The organism is Serratia aquatilis (genome assembly GCF_044865145.1).
Lineage (GTDB): Bacteria > Pseudomonadota > Gammaproteobacteria > Enterobacterales > Enterobacteriaceae > Chania > Chania aquatilis.
In genome coordinates this window covers 1150294-1167889 of record NZ_CP173186.1, presented here as the reverse complement: position 1 = coordinate 1167889, position 17596 = coordinate 1150294, and the positions used below count along the sequence as shown (strand labels likewise).

General features: G+C 55.1%; 18 protein-coding genes. 1 reads left to right on the top strand and 17 read right to left on the bottom strand.

From position 1 onward, the window contains the following. Nucleotides 1-83 precede the first annotated feature (83 nt). Complete coding sequence (locus SAQUA_RS05275) at nt 84-836, top strand: M48 family metallopeptidase (protein WP_380674074.1); 753 nt, start codon at nt 84-86, stop codon at nt 834-836. Nucleotides 837-1035: 199 nt separating this feature from the next. Here the strand turns inward: SAQUA_RS05275 and SAQUA_RS05270 are convergent, their stop codons facing one another. The 17 genes from SAQUA_RS05270 to msrA form a co-directional block, all read right to left on the bottom strand. Beyond that, entirely contained in the window at nt 1036-2673 is a 1638-nt protein-coding gene (locus tag SAQUA_RS05270) for a thiamine pyrophosphate-binding protein (protein WP_380674075.1), read from the bottom strand. A 97-nt stretch (nt 2674-2770) separates the two neighbouring features. Beyond that, a complete protein-coding gene (locus SAQUA_RS05265; RefSeq protein ID WP_380674076.1) occupies nt 2771-4240 on the bottom strand; it encodes an aldehyde dehydrogenase in 1470 nt (489 codons plus the stop codon). A 16-nt stretch (nt 4241-4256) separates the two neighbouring features. Further along, nucleotides 4257-5051 (bottom strand): aspartate dehydrogenase, encoded by a 795-nt coding sequence (locus tag SAQUA_RS05260; protein ID WP_380674077.1) that lies wholly within the window; start codon nt 5049-5051, stop codon nt 4257-4259. A gap of 12 nt (nt 5052-5063) precedes the next feature. Next, nucleotides 5064-5858 (bottom strand): SDR family oxidoreductase, encoded by a 795-nt coding sequence (locus SAQUA_RS05255; protein ID WP_380674078.1) that lies wholly within the window; start codon nt 5856-5858, stop codon nt 5064-5066. After that, on the bottom strand, nt 5855-6673 hold the full coding sequence (locus SAQUA_RS05250; RefSeq protein WP_380674079.1) for an alpha/beta fold hydrolase: 819 nt from the start codon (nt 6671-6673) through the stop codon (nt 5855-5857). The genes SAQUA_RS05255 and SAQUA_RS05250 overlap by 4 nt, the downstream gene beginning before the upstream one ends. Further along, nucleotides 6673-7197, bottom strand: coding sequence for a cupin domain-containing protein (locus tag SAQUA_RS05245; RefSeq protein WP_380674080.1), 525 nt, complete (start codon nt 7195-7197; stop codon nt 6673-6675). Before SAQUA_RS05245 ends, SAQUA_RS05250 begins: the two co-directional genes overlap by 1 nt. A gap of 18 nt (nt 7198-7215) precedes the next feature. Continuing rightward, nucleotides 7216-8478, bottom strand: coding sequence for an MFS transporter (locus SAQUA_RS05240; RefSeq protein ID WP_380674081.1), 1263 nt, complete (start codon nt 8476-8478; stop codon nt 7216-7218). A 23-nt stretch (nt 8479-8501) separates the two neighbouring features. Further along, nucleotides 8502-9713 (bottom strand): NAD(P)/FAD-dependent oxidoreductase, encoded by a 1212-nt coding sequence (locus SAQUA_RS05235; protein ID WP_380674082.1) that lies wholly within the window; start codon nt 9711-9713, stop codon nt 8502-8504. Continuing rightward, a complete protein-coding gene (locus SAQUA_RS05230) occupies nt 9710-10651 on the bottom strand; it encodes a VOC family protein (RefSeq protein ID WP_380674083.1) in 942 nt (313 codons plus the stop codon). The genes SAQUA_RS05235 and SAQUA_RS05230 overlap by 4 nt, the downstream gene beginning before the upstream one ends. A gap of 106 nt (nt 10652-10757) precedes the next feature. Next, nucleotides 10758-11552, bottom strand: a complete 795-nt coding sequence (locus SAQUA_RS05225) for an IclR family transcriptional regulator (protein ID WP_380674084.1) — start codon at nt 11550-11552, stop codon at nt 10758-10760. Nucleotides 11553-11589: 37 nt separating this feature from the next. Then, a complete protein-coding gene (locus SAQUA_RS05220) occupies nt 11590-12345 on the bottom strand; it encodes an SDR family oxidoreductase (protein WP_380674085.1) in 756 nt (251 codons plus the stop codon). Further along, nucleotides 12342-13385 (bottom strand): Rieske 2Fe-2S domain-containing protein, encoded by a 1044-nt coding sequence (locus SAQUA_RS05215; RefSeq protein WP_380674086.1) that lies wholly within the window; start codon nt 13383-13385, stop codon nt 12342-12344. The genes SAQUA_RS05220 and SAQUA_RS05215 overlap by 4 nt, the downstream gene beginning before the upstream one ends. Before the next feature lie 19 nt (nt 13386-13404). Further along, complete coding sequence (locus SAQUA_RS05210; RefSeq protein WP_380674087.1) at nt 13405-13713, bottom strand: recombinase-like helix-turn-helix domain-containing protein; 309 nt, start codon at nt 13711-13713, stop codon at nt 13405-13407. A 2-nt stretch (nt 13714-13715) separates the two neighbouring features. Beyond that, the gene (locus tag SAQUA_RS05205) at nt 13716-14033 is read right to left on the bottom strand and encodes a Rieske (2Fe-2S) protein (RefSeq protein ID WP_380674088.1); all 318 of its coding nucleotides are present in this window, start codon (nt 14031-14033) and stop codon (nt 13716-13718) included. 260 nt (nt 14034-14293) lie between these two features. Next, complete coding sequence (rluF, locus tag SAQUA_RS05200) at nt 14294-15157, bottom strand: 23S rRNA pseudouridine(2604) synthase RluF (protein WP_380674089.1); 864 nt, start codon at nt 15155-15157, stop codon at nt 14294-14296. A gap of 217 nt (nt 15158-15374) precedes the next feature. Beyond that, nucleotides 15375-16295 (bottom strand): agmatinase, encoded by a 921-nt coding sequence (gene speB, locus SAQUA_RS05195; RefSeq protein ID WP_380674090.1) that lies wholly within the window; start codon nt 16293-16295, stop codon nt 15375-15377. Between the two features lie 576 nt (nt 16296-16871). Continuing rightward, nucleotides 16872-17594, bottom strand: a complete 723-nt coding sequence (gene msrA, locus SAQUA_RS05190; RefSeq protein WP_380674091.1) for a peptide-methionine (S)-S-oxide reductase MsrA — start codon at nt 17592-17594, stop codon at nt 16872-16874. Nucleotides 17595-17596: the final 2 nt, after the last annotated feature.

Here is a 17596-nt window from a genome sequence, read left to right as displayed (position 1 = left end):
TCCGCATTAGGCTGTAGCGCAAAAATATTCTAAACAAACTATGTCACAGAATCCCTCTATTACTATCATAGGAAGATAGCTTTATGAAAATTCGTACTTCTTTAATTGCATTAAGTATTGTCACACTGTTAAGCGGCTGTAAGAACCTCGATACCAATGCTCTTATGCAATCCGGGACACAGGCATTCCAAGCTGCCACCCTTAGCGATGATGACGTCAAAGCGTTGAGTAACAAATCCTGCGCTGAAATGGACAGCCAGTCACAAGTTGCGTCAGCAAACAGCGACTACACCAAACGACTGAACAAAATTGCCGCCAGACTGGGGGATAATATCAATGGTACCCCGGCGAACTACAAAGTTTACGCCACAAAAGATGTGAATGCCTGGGCAATGGCCAACGGCTGTATCCGCGTTTACAGTGGGCTGATGGACATGATGAACGACAATGAGGTAGAAGCAGTGCTGGGGCATGAAATGGGCCACGTCGCGTTGGGCCATACACGCAAGGCGATGCAGGTAGCTTATGGCACCGTGGCCGTGCGCACTGCGGCAGCTTCAGCCGGTGGTGTAGTAGGTTCCCTTTCTCAGTCACAGCTGGCAGATCTGGGAGAAAAACTGGTCAATGCTCAGTTCTCGCAGAAACAGGAAAGCGACGCTGATGATTATTCATTCGAGTTGCTGAAGAAACGTGGGATCGATCCTAACGGCTTAGTGACCAGTTTCGAAAAACTGGCAAAGATGGATTCAGGCCATGAAAGCAGTATGTTCGACAGCCATCCACCTTCGGAAGCCCGCGCTCAGCACATTCGTGAACGCATCGCGGCAGGTAAATAACAATTAGCAAAGAGGGCACTGTGCCCTCTTCAGACTGCTGACAAACCCCGTTATTAGGGAGAGCGTGCCGATGGGGTCGTAACGGCGTAAGCCGTCGGAGCGCCCCTCGGTGCGCTAGGCCCGGGTATCTCGGGTCAGAAGGCGACTTTGTCATCAACCTCAAAGAGGGCACTGTGCCCTCTTTGACCGCTACCAGTAATCAGTATAATTTTTGCGGTGGCCCGGCAAAGGTGAGTGGCCCGACGTTTTTCATATCCACTTCCACCACCGATGGCCCTGGATAGTTAATTGCTTCCGCCAGTACACCGCTAAACTGCGCCGCATCGCTCACCTTCCAGGCTTTCAACCCCATGGCCTCGGCCACCTGACAGAATGCTGGTGTATGCAATTCGTTATAGTACTGACGCCCACCGAAATACTTATCCTGAATGCCGCGCATCACACCATAGCCACCGTCATTCATGATCAGCAACGTAAGGTTGGTCTGTTCCTGTGCCATAGTAGCCAGCTCACCCAATCCCAGCGCTAATCCGCCATCACCAACCAAACCAACCACTTTACGCTGCGGGTTGGCAATAGCGGTACCAATCGCCATCGGTAAACCCATACCGATCGCCCCAGCCAGAGAGTGAATATTGCACAGTGGCAGCGATGCACGGAATAGGCGGCTCCCCCAGACGCTGCCAGAAACCGTAATATCCCGCACCAACAGGCCGTCGTGCGGCAACGCGGCGGCAATAGCATCGTTGAGCTTGGCATATTCACCAGATTGCTGGCGCAAGGCGGCTTCTGCCTGTTGTACCGCGCGAACAATCTCACTATCCCATTCAGCATTCACTTTTTCGCCCGGCGTCAGGCGTGCTGCCAGCGCCTTGAGCAGTGCTCCACAATCGCCATTAACCTGTTCATCCGCCAGGTAGTTGCGGTTGGCTGCAGCCGGATCAATATCAATCTGCACCAATGGACGCGGCAGCGGCAATGTCCATGTCCGTGTCTCGTTACTGCGCAAGCGGGAGCCTGCAACCAACGTCAGATCGCACTGCGTCAGGATCGCCTCAACGCTGGGTGAATTATGGAAAGCGCGCAGGCTACGCGGATGGCTATCTGGCAAAATCCCGCGCCCATGAGTACTGGAGATCACCACAACCCCGGCATCCGCCAACTGTTTTACCGCCTCGCTACAGGCCAAGGCTCCACCGCCCACCCACAGTAAAGGGCGCTTGGCGCGTTTTAAATGTTGATACAGACGCTCAACGGCACTCTCATCTGCCGCAGGCAACGCTGGGGGAGGCAGCGCTTGCCCGACAACGCTGGCAGCGACCAGACTGCCCTGAATGTCAATCGGGATCTCCACGGCAACCGGGCCACAGGGCGCAGTCTGCGCATCCTGAATGGCACGCTGGATCACCGCCACCGCCTGCTCTGGTGAATTCACTCGATAAGCCCGTTTAGAACAGGCGCGCAGGAATCCTAACTGATCTTTGGTTTCATGGATAAACCCGGCATCCGCATCCAGATAGGCTTTCTCAACCTGCCCGGTAATGTGCAGTAGCGGCGTGTTGGCATTCAGCGCTTCTATCATCGCGCCCACCGCGTTACCTGCTCCGGCACCGGTACTGGTCAGCGCCACGCCCAGGCCAGAAAAACGCCCATGTGCATCCGCCATGGTAACTGCCCCCGCCTCCCCACGGGCCGGTACAAAGCGGATTGCCCCCCGTTGACCAACGGCATCAGCAATCGGCAGGTTATGGATCGAGATAATGCCGTACATCGCCGACACGTTATACTGTTCCAGAGTTCGGGCTATTGCCTCGCCAACCGTTATTTTTTCGCTCATCGTCTGCCTTCTTATGGTGTCTTGTTTTGTGGGGAGCAATAGGCTGTGCCCCTTAAATGACCGCCAGCGGCGCTCGCGTGCAATTAAGGGACGCAACCTAATCACTCCAGCGGTTGGGCTGATTGCTGAGAGAGAGGTACAAACTCTTTTGCTGCATATAGGCATGAATACCATGCAAGCCCTTTTCGCGCCCCAGACCGCTTTGTTTAAATCCGCCGAATGGCGTGGAAATCGAGAATGTCTTGTAGGTATTGATCCACACGGTGCCGGTTTCCAACTGCTCGGCCAGCGCCATAGCACGAGGGAAGTCACGGGTCCAGATACCGGCGGCCAAGCCATAAACCGAATCGTTGGCCTGTTCGATCAACTGCTGCTGATCATCAAACGGCATAACCACCAGCACCGGGCCGAAGATCTCTTCCTGGCAAGTGCGAGCACTGTTGTTCAACCCTTCGATAATGGTTGGCAGGTAATAGCTGCCCTGCGCCAACTGCGGGTCGGCGGGAGCTTCCCCCCCTATCAGCACCCGGCCACCTTCTTGCTGCGCCAACGCCACATAGTCCGCCACGCTTTGACGATGTTTGTGGCTGATCAGCGGGCCAAGGTGGATCCCCGGCTCAAAGGGATCGCCAATGCGCAACCCGGCGGTCAGTTCACATAAACGGGCCAACAACGGTTGATACAGCGAGCGGTGAACAAACAGCCGTGAACCGGCAATACAAGCCTGCCCGGCCGAACTGAAGATGCCGTAACAGATGCCGCGTGCCGCCTGTTCCAGATCGGCATCCTCCAAGACGATGGTGGGCGATTTCCCCCCCAACTCCAACGAGGTGGGGATCAGCTTTTCCGCCGCAATATGTGCCAGATGACGCCCGGTGGAAGTGCCACCGGTAAAGGAAATCTTCTTCACTAGCGGGTGACGAGCCAGTGCCTCGCCAATCACCGAGCCCTTGCCCAGCAACACGCTGAGTAACCCGGCTGGCAATCCCGCCTGTTCAAACAGTTCGGCCAGTTTAAGCGCCATCAGCGGTGTGGCCTCCGCCGGTTTAAGCACAACTGCGTTGCCTGCCGCCAGCGCCGGAGCCACTTTCTGCATTTCACTGGCAATCGGTGAATTCCACGGCGTGATGGCGGCAATAACCCCCAGAGGTTGATACTGACTCAGCGTCATCACTTCACGATTGCGCTGAGTGGGCAGTTCCCCCTCCAGCACTTCGCAAACCGCAGCGAAATAGCGCGCCGTGGCCGCAGCGCTCATCACCAATCCACGGGTTTCCGCCAGCGGTTTACCGTTGTCGCGGGTTTGCAATTGCGCCAATGATTCAACCTGTTCAGTAATTAAATCACTGACGCGATGCAGGATCGCCGCACGCTGATGCGCCACCAATCCGCGCCATGCCGGGTCCCGCCAGGCTTTCTCTGCTGCGGCAACGGCTTCCTCAACGTCTTCAACATTGGCCGCCCGTAATTGCGCATTTACGCTACCATCGGCGGGGAAAACAGAATTCATCAGTTCCCCACGCCCTTCACACCAGCGCCCGGCAAGAAAAATCTTTAACGTTTCCATGCTTTGCTCCTGCCCTTTAGGCAATGAAACCACCGTTAACCAGACAGCGGCAGGCTTGTACCGCACTCAGTGCCGCCAGCGTTGAGGTTTTCGGGTTACTCGCCAGCGGATTACCACACAGCTCAAACTGGAATTCACCAAACTGACCGCGCACCTGTAGACGATGAGTATTACGTTGGGTATGAGGATCGACCTGCAAGCGAACCCGCGTGGCATCCATTCCCAAGCCATAGAGCGCAATGGTCGCCGCTACATTGGCATTCGCCGGAAACATACGTGCCGCCTCTCGCGCCGAACCTTCGAAGAACACCTTCGCTTCGCTGACGCTATCCAGATCGATCAGCTTTTCCGCCAGACTGCCGCGCCAACTGGCAGGGCTTTTGCTGGATTGGTAGGTCACACTTTCCAGCCCCCCTTCCCGCGCCGACGCCAAACCATCCATTCCGGCCACCGCACCGGATAGCACCATTAACTGGCCATTGTGGCGAATACAGGTCTGCTGCAGCCGCAGTTGTAACGCGGCATCGGCCAACGCACCGGTAGAAATCACCGCCAATCGCCAGCCGCGCTTGAGCACCGCTTCGCCAAATTCCGCTACAGCCTGTTGGCTGGCGCATTCCAAGACCAGGTCGGGCTCGCCGCTGCATTGGTCTGGATGGGTCAATGCCTGTATCCGCCCGGCAAAGGTTTGGTTAATCTCGGCATGATATTTTTCACGCGCCAGGATCCAACCTGCCTCCACCCCTTCCGGCAGACGCGCCAGCACCTCTTTCGCCATTGCGCCGTAACCCATCATCATGATCTTCTTCATTTGTTGATCCTTTCAGATATGCCGGTTGAAACCGCCGGAAACGTCCAGCGCCGCCCCAGTGGTAAAAGAGGCCATCGGCGAGGCGAGAAACAGCAGTGCCCGTGCCGGTTCCTGCGGTTTACCCAAGCGCCCCATCGGTATGCCACGCCGTTCGGCGATGGCCGCCGTCCACTGTTCCCAACTCTGCTGTTGGTCCTGACGCTCGGCAAAACGCCGCCGCCATTGGCCCGACTCCACCATGCCCAGCAGAATGGAGTTGACGCGGATCCCCTTGCTGACCAGTTCTTTCGACAGCGTCAGCGTCATATTGAGCAATGCGGCACGCGCCGCGGAAGTGGCGATCATGTGCTCTTCCGGTTGCAGTGCCAATAGCGAGTTAACGCAGGTAATAGAGGCGATATCCGAACGCTCAAGCAGCGGTAAAAATGCCTGTACCGGATTGATCACGCCGAACAGTTTGAGCTCGGCCTCATGTAACCAGGCGTCGCGCGGTGTTTGCGCAAAATGCGCCACAAATCCCTGCCCGGCGTTATTGATCAACATATCTACCGCACCAAAATGGTCGCTGACCTGTTTGGCAAACTGGGCAATCTGTTCGGTATCGAGTACATCGCAGGGCAGCGCCAGGATCTCCGCCTGTGGGAACTCCGCACGCAGGCTGGCTTCTGCGGTGGCAAGTTTGTCCTGATTGCGCCCACAGAAGGCCACTTTCGCCCCTTCACTCAACAGCAGGCGTAGCGTTTCAAAACCGATCCCCGAAGAACCCCCAGTGACCACCGCCACCCGCTGCTCAATCTGAAAATTCATGGTTGAATTGCTCCCGTAACGTCCTGCAAATAACGGTTAAATACCATTGGCGCATCGAGATAGCTGGCATGCCCCGCAGCCTCAATCAAACGCATCCTCGCTCCTTGTTGCTGTGCCAACGTTGCAACCCCTTGCGGCGGTGTAATGCGATCATCACTGCCGCACCATACCTGTAACGGGCCCCGATAACGTGACAGGTACTGAGTGATATCGTCATTGGCCAACATCCAGGCAGCGCTGAGAAAGCCGAGCGGATTAAGTTGCTGCATGCCGCTGCGTACCCAGGCAATATCCTGTTGATCCGCCCCCTCGCGCAGCAACGCAGCCGCACGCTGCTCGCCATACCCTTGCGGCCCCAGCGTTTCGATCATCTGTTTGCGCTGGTCATACACTTGTTGGCGTTTTTCTGTGGGTGCAGTGGCATAGCCTTGAGCAGGATCCGCCAACACCAATCCACTCAGGCCCGTAGGATAAGCTGCCGCATAGGCACTACCGATCAATGCCCCGAGCGAATGCCCGACAATCAGCGGCTGCTCTAATTCCAGTTCAGCGACCAGCGCCGCCAGCGCATTGGCATAGGCGGATGCCTTTGACTCAGCCACTGGCAACGCCGCACTGCCGCCATAGCCAGGGGCATCCCAGGCAATCAGGCGGTGGCCGGCGATCAAGGCACGATCGCTAAACTGCTTCACCCAGGACGCGGAACCGGAACTGATGCCATGCAGTAGTATCACTGCCCGGCCATACCCGGCTTCGCGCCAACTAAGCCAAAAGCCACTACAATCTTCCTGCTGGCGTTCCGGTAAGGCGTTCATCAGTAACGTTTCACCTTGGAAAGTGGATGATCCGCCGGGTAGGTCGGGGTTTCTGGTTTGGAGGTACCAAGCATCACGCACATCAGCGCCTCTTCTTCACCGTGATTAAACAGTCCACGGTAAATGCCTGCCGGTACGGAGATCAGGTCACGCTCTTTGAGGATGGTTTCGTAATACTCTTCACCATCCTGGATCATCAGCGTAATGCTGCCTTTAAGCATGAAGAACACTTCTTCCACGTCATCATGCAGGTGCAGTGGCCCTTCACATTTGGACGGCAACACCATGGTAGAGAAGGTAAAATGCTCCGCCGCAACCGTGTTGGTATCGCTGACCACCCCGGTCGCCCCGGTGCCGATATAGCGCATCTGCGCACGGCGGTATTTCGGATCGTAATCAGCCTGGAACTTCAGCGCATTCCAGTCATATTTGCGGCCTTCAAAGCGGGCAATGCGCGACTCCACCCACTGTGCCATCGACAGATCCTGCGGCTTGATGCCAACTTTATTCTCAACCTGGGACATGTTGTTTCTCCTTCGTTGTCAATATTTCTTCAGCAGCGGCAGCAGAATGGTGCTGCCGACCAAGGCCATCACCACCAGGAACAGCAGGCCGTTATCCATGTTGCCGGTGGCAGCGATCAGCGCCCCCATCAGCACCGGTGCCAAGGCACCAGCAAAATTACCCAGTCCGTTAAAAATGCCACCGGCAGTGGCGCTCACCCGGCTGCTGGTGGCCTTCGCTAATAGAGCGAAAATGTTCGGCGCTCCAGCACCCCACATAAAGGTGCTGAAGGACATGGCGGCGATCACGCTGTATGTGCCTTGTAAATGCAGCACGATCCCCAGCCCAAGCCCGGCACCACACAGGGAGATAAAGCAGGCCAGCGCGCGGCGATCCAGTTTGTCTGAAAGCCAGGCCCCTACCACTTCCCCCAACAGCATGGCGATAAACGGCAGCGATGACAGATAACCGGCATGCTCCAGATGGATCCCCTTGCCTTTGATCAGGTAGCTGGGCAGCCAGCCGTTCATTCCCCACAGGTAGGTCAGAAATGCGATATTGAACAGGCAGATCATCCAGAAATGCGGAGCACTGAACAGTTCACGGCGCAGCTGTTTGCGTTCGGCAACCGTCGGTTGCGTGACGGTACTTTTTTCCGAACGGGCCACATTCAGATGGCGTAAGCCAAACATCACCAGCAACATCACTGGCAAGGTCAGAAATGCCATAAAGAAGAAGGTGGTTTGCCAGTCAAAACGGCTGAGGATAAACAGCGTCACCGGGAACCCTAGCGCCGCCCCTATCGGCGTTCCCAGTAGCCACATCATGGTGGCTCGGGCCTGCAGGCGCTGTGGGAAGGCGTGACGGACGATCGCGTAAGCTATCGCTATCAGCGGGCCTTCGGCGATGCCTAGCAGAATGCGCAACGTCATCATGGTATGATAAGAACGTGCCAGCCCCATCAGCACCATCAGTACACCCCACACCACCATCATGCCGATCAACACCTTGACCGGGTTCAGCCGATCGCCAATGCCGCTCAACAGCATGGAAGAGAAGCCGTATGAGAACAGAAAGGCACTCATCAACAGCCCGAGCCTAGTGGGATCAAAACCGATGCCCATCGCCTCCTGGAATGCAGTGTCAGAAAACAGTGCCGCAATGCTGATCTTGTCGAAAAACGCCAACAACACGCAGGCAAACAGGGCAATCGGCACCGACCAGCGCACGCGGGTTGGCTGATTTTCGGCAACAGCACTCCCCGCCCGAATGCTTTGGGCGTCCATATCTTGCGTAGTCATAAAACGCTCCCTCAGGTCGGGCGTTATTTAAGCGCCATCAGAGAAAACTCCACATCCGCCAGTTGCTGCGGATCCAATACTCGACCACTGGCTAGCCAGCGTTTGCCGAGTTTGATGGTGCGCGCATCGTTAAACGCGATCATCTGTACCAGTTGCCGATCGGCATTCAGGGTGAAGAACAGCTGTGAGTGCGGCGTTCGCCTCACGACCTGAAGCACACCACCGGTGGGTACACCAAGGATCTGAATATTGGTGTCATATTGATCTGACCATAGCCAGGGCACATCGTCGTAAGGAGCGGCAAAAGCATCGAGCATCGCGCAGGCGGTGCTTATTGCCTGGTTCTGTGCATAAGCCCAGGATTGCAAGCACAAGCCAAGCGCTGGATGCTGTGCCACATCGCCGGCAGCAAAAATAGCCGGGTGGCTGGTGCGCCCCTGCCCGTCGACCACTATGCCCCCCTCAACCCGTAACCCAGCCGTATGCGCCAGTTCCAGATTCAGTTCAACGCCAATGCCAACCACCACCAGGTCGAAAGGTTGTGCTGGGCTGCTTGCAGTGCCGATCCAGGCTTCTCCTTGGCGATCTTCAAGGGTGATATCGCCACAGCCGCAGTACACCGTAACCCCTTGTTGCTGGTGCAGCTCCAGCAATGCCTGGGAAACATCGGCTCCGACACTGCGCATGCAGAGCGCAGGCTGACGTTCAAAAACCGTAACTTCAACCCCCAGCCTGCGTGCAGAGGCAGCGATCTCCAACCCAATCCAACCACCACCAACCACCGCCAGTTTTTTGCACTGCTGCAAGCCTTGACGCAGGCGCGCCGCATCGTCCCATGAACGCAGAGTCCTCACCCTTGGGTGCTCTGCCCACCCACTATTGGGCAGACGGGGGCGGCCCCCGGTGGCAATCAGCAACTGTTCAAACTGCAGTTGCCGACCATCGCTGAGGGTTACGATCTGTTGTTGGCCATCGATGGCTACTGCCCGTAGTGGGCGGTACCAATCGAGATTGAGCCCGGCAACCACCTCTTCACTGAACAGGCGGCTCAGGGGCGCATTGCTATCCAACAACGCCGCTTTAGAAAGCGGTGGACGTTCGTAAAAATCGTAGGGTTCATCGCTCACTACCGTTAACTTGCCGCCGTAGCCGTGTTCACGCAGCGTTTTTGCCGCCCAACCACCCGCTTGACCGCCGCCGATAATGACTATCCCGGCTTGGATTGGCTGACTCATGCGGCCCCCGCTTTCTTATGTTGACGACGGGTATCATGATCGATTCCCCCTTCTACCGCCCATTCAGTAAACGAAACCAGTGAATGTTCCAACTCACGTGGCTGCCAGTTTTCTGTCAGGAAATCATCATTGGTGTAGTACTCGAAAGCGCCGCCGGTTGGACTGTTGACGTACCAGAAATAGGCCGATGAAATTGGATGGCGGCCTGGACCAATAAAGGTGCTCCACTGCTGTTTGTTCATTGCAATACCGCCGCCGATCACTTCATGGATATCACGCACAGTGAAGGCAACGTGGTTCAAACCACGCGGGCGGTTAGGTAACTTCAGCAAGAACAGGCTGTGGTGCCCTCCACGTACCTGGGCCCGCAGGAATACAGCGCGATCGATGTATCGATCCGAAACCTGAAAACCAAGCTGCTCACAGTAAAACTTTTCTGTCGCGGGAAGATCCTCAACGAAGAACACCACGTGACCAATATTGACCGGTTCTGCCTTGGCATAAACCGGACTTGGCTGGTCGATGCGGCGCACATCGCCCCATTGGTTGATCGGCAAAACCGGCAGTTGCACCGGCTGTTGAGCGGTAACAGCAAAACGCAGCGTCATGCCGTTGGGATCGAGGCATTCCAGCTCTTCACCAACCTGACGAAAACCGGGCATCTGAGCCAAGCGTGGTTGCAATGCGGCCAGCCTTGCTGGGCTCTCAACCCCCCATGTCATCCGGCGCAGGGTAGAACCAGCTTCAAACGCGGCGGGTAACTCCTCGCTGTTCTGCGGGTATAGCTCCACGCTGGCACCACTCAATGTGGTGAACACGCGTCGCGCTTCCCCCCAATGTTGCAGCATGGGTTGTAAGCCAAAGTCCTGCATGAATTTCTCGCACGTTGGCAGATCTTCAACGCCAAACTCCAGCTTTTCGATGCCGATTATGCTCATTATTGTGCCTCACGTTATCGCTGAATACGTTTTTCAGGCGTGAGCGGATCCCGACCCATTAATAGCCATGAGTCTTATCCCTGCCTGAGTCAGAAAGCCTTGTCAGTTAACCCACATTGGCCTGTGGCGGTGCGCCTAACAAACCGGATATTTTCACTGCTGCATCCCGTACTTCCATCCGCAACCGCTCGCGATCCGCTTTAGGGATCTCATCGAACGGCACCATAATGCTGACTACCGCTTCTACCCGTTTTTCACGGTTAAAGATCGGGTAGACGATGGAAGAGATACCGATGCGAAAGAACGATTCGCCGATCACATAGCCGCGAGCTTTATCCTGCTGCACCATTTGCCACAATGCCTCACGATTGGCCGGCGTTCCTGGTGCCGCGTCGGGTAACGCATCATTCGGGAACAGACGTTCAAACTCTTCGCGGCTGGTGCTGGTCAGCAACATGCGCCCGAGGGACGTACGATGTACCGGCAGACGCGTGCCCACGCTGACCTGATTGATCTGGGAACCGGCAGCGCTGACACGGGCGATATAGATCACGTCATGCCCATCGCGGATCGCCAGATGACTGCTACACTGGCTACGATCGCGCAGTTGCTCAATCACCGGTTGACCCGCCTGTGCAACATCCAGCGAGGCGATATATTCAAAGCCCAAGCGCAGAACTTTGATCCCCAATGCAAAGGTGTTAGTACGCGGGTTTCGTTCCAGAAAACCCAAGTGCTCCAGCGTCTGTACCACTCGATAGGCTGTGGCCTTGGGCATATCGACTAGGCGATGGAGCTCTGCAAAGGTCATCTCTTTATGCTGCTCGCTGAATGCCAATAGCAGCTGTAACCCGCGATCCAGACCTGGGATCAAATACTTACACGCTTGCTCGTCTGCCATGTGCTACTCCTGAAATGTTTGCCTGCCCATCAAAAGGTCAGTTAAACACGAAACCACCGTTGACCGGTATTAGCTGACCGGTAACAAAATCCGCCAGCGGTGACAGCAAGTAAAGTACGCTGCCGGTAACATCGTCGGGATGTTGTGCCCCAGCCAACGCGCGGCCTTGTTCGTAAAGTTGATGACGTTCAACTGGAACGTATTCGGTGGCTTCCACCCTTGTCAGCCCCGGTGCGATAGCATTGACGCAGATCCCCTGCGGCCCCAGTTCACGCGCCATGGAGCGGGTCATCGAGATGATTGCCCCTTTGCTTGCCACATAGGCCATCAGTCTTGGTGCCCCCCAAAGTGCGGTGTCTGAAGCGACATTGACGATTTTGGCATGCGGCGTTTGCGCCAGTAACGGCACCGCCGCCTGACTCACCAGCCAGGTCCCTCGGACATTGACTTGCATCACTCTGTCCCACAGGTCAATGTCGTACTCCATCATGGTTTTGCCGCCAACCCCGGTCGCCAGCGCAGCGTTATTGACCAACCCGTCGATCGCACCGCCTTTGGCTATCGCAGCGAACGCTGCGGTGATGGATTGCGGTGAAGCCAGATCGATAACCTGAGCCTCTACCTGTGCCCCTTGGTCACGCAGGCTGGCTGCGCTGTCTTGCAACTCTTGCGCCAGAATATCGCACATCACCACGTTGGCCCCGGCCTGGGCTACCGCAGCGGCAAAGCTGCGCCCCAGCCCGCGAGCCGCCCCAGTGACGACAATGCGTTTTCCCGCCAGCAAACCATTCACTGTGCCGCCTCCGCTTCGCTGAGCATCGCCAACTGTTTTTGTGCTTCTTTCTGCATCATGCGGCGCAGGCGGGAGAGACCGACGTCATGCTGGTAAAGGTACTCGCGGCTTCGCGCGTTCGGTGCCATGTTCTCCAACACGATGCGATCCTGTTCCAGAACGTCCCAATGCAGTTGTTCTAGGCGGTTACGATACATAAAGCGCCACATGTCACGCTGCCAGTCTTTGACCTTACGGATCCGCCAGAAGAATACCCGGCAGTGATCTTTATCTTCCGGCACCACCATACCGATGATCCAGAAGTGACCACCCGGCCCAAAGCGCTTTTTGTATGGGATCGACAGACGCATCCAGTAAGCGCCGCTGCTGCCAAACTCCACCCAGTCGAAGTTCACGCCAATCTGGCCATTCTTTTTAAAGATAAAGCCGCTCTCGGTGGGTTCCAGCGCCATATCCGCCTTACGGTCACCTTCAGCCATCGAGTGAGAGGAAGAGTGCAGATAGGTGCCATGCATCGGATCCATGACGTTTTCCAACGCATATTGATAGTTGCAGTTCCAACTGGCAGTACACAGGAAATGGCTATAGCTGGCATCATCTGCCAGTTCCTGTGGAAAGATCAGTTCTGCCGGTTCTTCATCAGCAGTGACACCAAAATAGAGGAACACCGCACCAAAGGCTTCTTTCGCCGGATAAGAACGCAGGCATTTCTGCCCGACCAACGGGCAGCGATCTACCGCAGGTACATCCTTGACCGTGCCATCGCCACCCACTTCAATGCCGTGATACCAGCAGGCGATGCGGTCACCCAGGTTCCAGCCCATCGACAGGCGAGCGCCACGGTGCGGACAGCGGTCTTCCAGCGCATGGATGCCGCCTTCGCTATCACGCCATAGCACGATCTGTTGCTCAAGCCGGGTGATGCCAACCGGGTTACTGCCAACTTCCCAACTGGCTAACACCGGGTACCAGACTCCGCGTAGCCCCTGATCGAGATAATCTTGTAATACCTGCGTGGAGGATGTTGTATTGGTTGTCATTGTCTTCTCCCTATGCGGTTCAGAAACCGTTAACGTGAAGGAATTCACGGAATGCGGTTTCATTCCATGGCTGACCATTGCGATCAAACAAGCGGCGTTGATTGAGTGCGCTGACGATCTGACTCAGCTCTTCCGCCCCCTGTTCGAAGATCTCTTCCAACGCTGATACCAGCGCAGTTTCAAACCCGTCAGGCACACGTGCGCGAGTTTGCCAGATGACATTCTGAAACTGGCCGGGTTGGTGGATCTGGCCATTACCACCGACACGATCCGGGGTCACCTGTTGGGTGTCCGGCAGCCAGGGGTTGAAATCGGTAATGTGCTGCATTCTTATTCCTCCGCTATAAAGGTGATTTGGATTTGATTGTCGATCACCCGGGTAGGGTAGGTTTGCAGATCACGGCCACCGGGTTCGCGCAGGCATTGGCCGGTACGCACATCGAACACGGCTTCGTGCAGAGGGCACTCCACTTTTCCGTCATCAACAAACCCTTGGCTGAGCAAGGCATAGGCATGCGGACAAACGTCTTCCAGCGCGTAATATTGACCATCAATCAAATAAACGCCGACCTCTTTTCCCTCTACACTGGCAGAGAAAGGAAAATCTTCTTTAACCTGAGACACTTCGCACACATTCTTCCAGCTCATTGCTTCTTTCCTCTATCTGATTGTTTCATATATGAAACTCAGTTTCTTATCTAATACACTCAATATATGTCTGGCGAATCTTTCGTCAAGTCGACAATGGGAGGTTTGTTAATAATTGGTTATTTAAAAGTTACAACTGAGGAATGGATCACAAAAGATGCACTGATAGGAAATAAAACAAAAGCAAAACGCCCTTGGTCATCACTGACCAAGGGCGTTAATCGCCTTGATGCAACAGTCTATGCTCGGAGAGCTAACAATCAGCGCCCTTTCTTTTTGCGCCCTGGCTGAGTAAAACGCTTACGAGTGGCCGGGTTACCTGCGGGTTTGTCGGCCTTTTTCTGCCCACTGGCAGCAGGTTTCTTCACGGCCGGTTTGGCTTTCTTGGTCGGTTTTTCCTCAGACGAGGAATCCTCGATCAATTTAAACAGTTCAACCAATTCATCGTCGGTGAGATCGCGCCATTCTCCTAACGGTAAGCCAGCCAAACCCACATTCATGATTCGAATACGCTCTAGTTTGGTCACCTCATAGCCAAAATGCTCGCACATGCGACGGATCTGACGGTTCAACCCCTGTACCAGAACGATACGAATAACGAAGGGAGCCTCCTTCTTCACCTTGCATTTTTTGGTGACCGTACCCAGCATCGGCACACCCGACGCCAAACCACGGACAAACTCGTCCGTCACAGGTTTGTTGACGGTGACCAGATATTCCTTTTCGTGGTCGTTACCTGCACGCAGGATCTTGTTAACCAGATCGCCATGGTTGGTGAGGAAAATCAGCCCCTGAGAATCTTTATCCAGCCGCCCGATAGGAAAAATGCGCGTGCTGTGATTGACGAAATCGACAATATTGTCTTTCTCGGCGTCTTCCGTAGTGCTGACAATGCCAACCGGTTTGTTCAGCGCGATAAAGATCAGGTTCTCTTCGTTGCGGGGCTCGATTATCTGGCCATTGACCTTGACGATGTCGCCTGCAAACACCCGATCACCGAGCGCAACACGCTTGCCATTGATAAAAACGTTACCTTGTTCGATGTAACGATCGGCATCGCGGCGAGAGCAAATGCCGCTCTCGCTGATATATTTGTTTAGCCGTATAGATGGTTTTGTCAGCACGGTTCCTCCGTAAACGCGAAATACAGGCAAACTGATATTATGGGCTGGTAGATAGAGATTTTTGCAACCTTCATCTCTTTTTCTCGCTATACCCAATGGGTTTCAAGCTACAGCTAGGCGACAAGCTTACTCATCCTCAGGAGCTTACTTTTGGGTAAGTGACTGAGGTGAGTAAGTGCAGGTAACAACGCTGTAGCTTGAAAGACGACGGGTATAATTACCCTTGCTTTTTCGCCGCCTGCAGATACAGCATTTCTAGGCCCAGCGTCGCCGCTGCCAGCGCTGTGATCTCTGACTGATCGTATGCCGGTGCCACTTCTACCACATCCATACCCACAATGTTCAGTGACTGCATGCCACGTACCAGTTTTAGCGCACGGTCTGAGGTCAGGCCGCCGATCACCGGGGTGCCAGTACCTGGTGCAAAAGCCGGATCCAGACAGTCAATGTCGAAGGTCATATATACCGGCATGTCACCGACAATTTGTTTGATCTGAGCCAGCAGATCGTCCACGCCACGATCGTTAACCTGCGCGGCATCCAATACGGTGAAGCCGTTGTCACGATCAAACTCGGTACGAATACCGATCTGCACCGAGTGGTTGGGGTCGATCAGCCCTTCGTTCGGTGCATGGAAGAACATGGTGCCATGGTCAAACTTGCTGCCGTTGGCATAGGTATCGGTATGCGCATCAAAATGCACCAGCGCCATTTTGCCAAAGTGTTTGGCATGGGCGCGCAGCAGCGGCAGCGTGACAAAGTGATCGCCACCAAAAGAAAGCATCCGCTTGCCCGCTTGCAGCAGTTTTTCCGCATGCGCCTGCAGCTTGTCGCTCATGTCTTGCGCATCGCCAAAGTTAAATACGATGTCGCCACAGTCGACCACGTTCAGGCGATCGCGCAGATCGAAGTTCCACGGCCAGCGCGCACCTTCCCATGCCAGGTTGGTCGATACCTGACGGATCGCTGCAGGACCATGACGCCCACCGGCACGGCCAGAAGTTGCCATATCGAATGGAATACCTGTAATCACCCAGTCTGCATCGCTGTCGTAAGGCATAAAGTTCAGCGGAAAACGCAGGAAACCAAAGGCGTTAGACACTAAAGAATTATCGGGCTGATGGCCTAAGGTACTCATAGTAAACCCTCATATTTCAACGGTTCGTTCGTAGCCGAACGCTTGGCGATAAAAAAAATCCCTCCCGCGTCGTTAGCCCGACGAGGAAGGGATTTATACCCGTCATACTTCAAGCTGCTTGGGTGCTGGCTGCCTTTGTTCACCCTATTCACATAGCTTATCTATGCTCCTAGGGCTTCACTCAGTTGCCGCCTACAAGCAACTCGAATTATTTAGGGTATATTCGATGTCTGTTTCAGTATCACTGATAAGCGGATTATCGCGATATTTCGTCAGTACTTCAAGGAACCCGTTGTTATACTCTAGGCTGTGTCCCTTAATTGCACGTGAGCGCCGCTGGTGGTCATTTTCGCGCAGGGCAAGGCGTGAGCCGCGAGGTTTGGTGGACCAAATAAGCGGCGAACAACGCCGCAATGCGCGTAAATGGCCCCAGCCCGAAGGGTCGCGCCCCAAAAGCCCGTTCGAAGTAAAGTCGGGCTTGAACAGAGGGCCACTCTGCCCTTCACCCTCCGCCTTGATAACGGGCTTTTGGGTCTGCGACGGCACCACGGGCAATTAAGGGACACAGCCTAGCGTTCAATTAACCAATACCGGATCCGCACGATATTGTGTTGGGAATAACTGCTGTAACTGTTTGATCTTTGGCAAATCGTTGATCACGATATAGGGTTGATTGGGATTATTGGTCAAGTAATTCTGGTGGTACTCTTCCGCAGGGTAGAAATGCCCGTTCCCCTCGATACTGGTCACCAGCGGTTTGGCAAAACTTTTACTGGCATCCAACTGGGCAATATAGGCCTTGGCAACCTGTTGCTGTGACTCGGTGAGCGGGAAAATAGCAGAACGGTATTGTGTGCCGCTGTCTGGCCCTTGGCGATTCAGTTCGGTTGGATTGTGGGCCACCGAGAAGTAGATTTGCAGCAATTGCCCATAGGAAACCTGCTGCGGATCGAAAGTAACCAGCACTGATTCGGCGTGCCCCGTATTCCCTGCGCTCACTTCCTCATAGTTGGCCGTTTGCGGCGTTCCACCGGCATAGCCCGAAACTGCGTTAGTCACTCCTTTAACATGCTGAAATACGCCTTGTACGCCCCAAAAGCAGCCACCGGCGAAAATCGCCGTTTCAGTACGCGATGCCGTTGCCGGTTCGTCTTGAGTAGGTGCAGGGATCACTACCGCTGTTTCCGCATTACCCAGCGGCCAGGCAAAGGTGTTGAAGCACAACACTGCGGCAGCCAGCACCGCGCCCCATATAGCGCATGAGCGCAACCGAGCTGCCGGATTATTTAACTTTTTCATTT

What these genes read in the sequence shown, in the direction of transcription:
- SAQUA_RS05275 (WP_380674074.1), top strand. Translation starts at nt 84, where the DNA reads ATGAAAATTCGTACTTCTTTAATTGCATTAAGTATTGTCACACTGTTA.
- SAQUA_RS05270 (WP_380674075.1), bottom strand. Translation starts at nt 2,673, where the DNA reads ATGAGCGAAAAAATAACGGTTGGCGAGGCAATAGCCCGAACTCTGGAA.
- SAQUA_RS05265 (WP_380674076.1), bottom strand. Translation starts at nt 4,240, where the DNA reads ATGGAAACGTTAAAGATTTTTCTTGCCGGGCGCTGGTGTGAAGGGCGT.
- SAQUA_RS05260 (WP_380674077.1), bottom strand. Translation starts at nt 5,051, where the DNA reads ATGAAGAAGATCATGATGATGGGTTACGGCGCAATGGCGAAAGAGGTG.
- SAQUA_RS05255 (WP_380674078.1), bottom strand. Translation starts at nt 5,858, where the DNA reads ATGAATTTTCAGATTGAGCAGCGGGTGGCGGTGGTCACTGGGGGTTCT.
- SAQUA_RS05250 (WP_380674079.1), bottom strand. Translation starts at nt 6,673, where the DNA reads ATGAACGCCTTACCGGAACGCCAGCAGGAAGATTGTAGTGGCTTTTGG.
- SAQUA_RS05245 (WP_380674080.1), bottom strand. Translation starts at nt 7,197, where the DNA reads ATGTCCCAGGTTGAGAATAAAGTTGGCATCAAGCCGCAGGATCTGTCG.
- SAQUA_RS05240 (WP_380674081.1), bottom strand. Translation starts at nt 8,478, where the DNA reads ATGACTACGCAAGATATGGACGCCCAAAGCATTCGGGCGGGGAGTGCT.
- SAQUA_RS05235 (WP_380674082.1), bottom strand. Translation starts at nt 9,713, where the DNA reads ATGAGTCAGCCAATCCAAGCCGGGATAGTCATTATCGGCGGCGGTCAA.
- SAQUA_RS05230 (WP_380674083.1), bottom strand. Translation starts at nt 10,651, where the DNA reads ATGAGCATAATCGGCATCGAAAAGCTGGAGTTTGGCGTTGAAGATCTG.
- SAQUA_RS05225 (WP_380674084.1), bottom strand. Translation starts at nt 11,552, where the DNA reads ATGGCAGACGAGCAAGCGTGTAAGTATTTGATCCCAGGTCTGGATCGC.
- SAQUA_RS05215 (WP_380674086.1), bottom strand. Translation starts at nt 13,385, where the DNA reads ATGACAACCAATACAACATCCTCCACGCAGGTATTACAAGATTATCTC.
- SAQUA_RS05210 (WP_380674087.1), bottom strand. Translation starts at nt 13,713, where the DNA reads ATGCAGCACATTACCGATTTCAACCCCTGGCTGCCGGACACCCAACAG.
- SAQUA_RS05205 (WP_380674088.1), bottom strand. Translation starts at nt 14,033, where the DNA reads ATGAGCTGGAAGAATGTGTGCGAAGTGTCTCAGGTTAAAGAAGATTTT.
- speB (WP_380674090.1), bottom strand. Translation starts at nt 16,295, where the DNA reads ATGAGTACCTTAGGCCATCAGCCCGATAATTCTTTAGTGTCTAACGCC.
- msrA (WP_380674091.1), bottom strand. Translation starts at nt 17,594, where the DNA reads ATGAAAAAGTTAAATAATCCGGCAGCTCGGTTGCGCTCATGCGCTATA.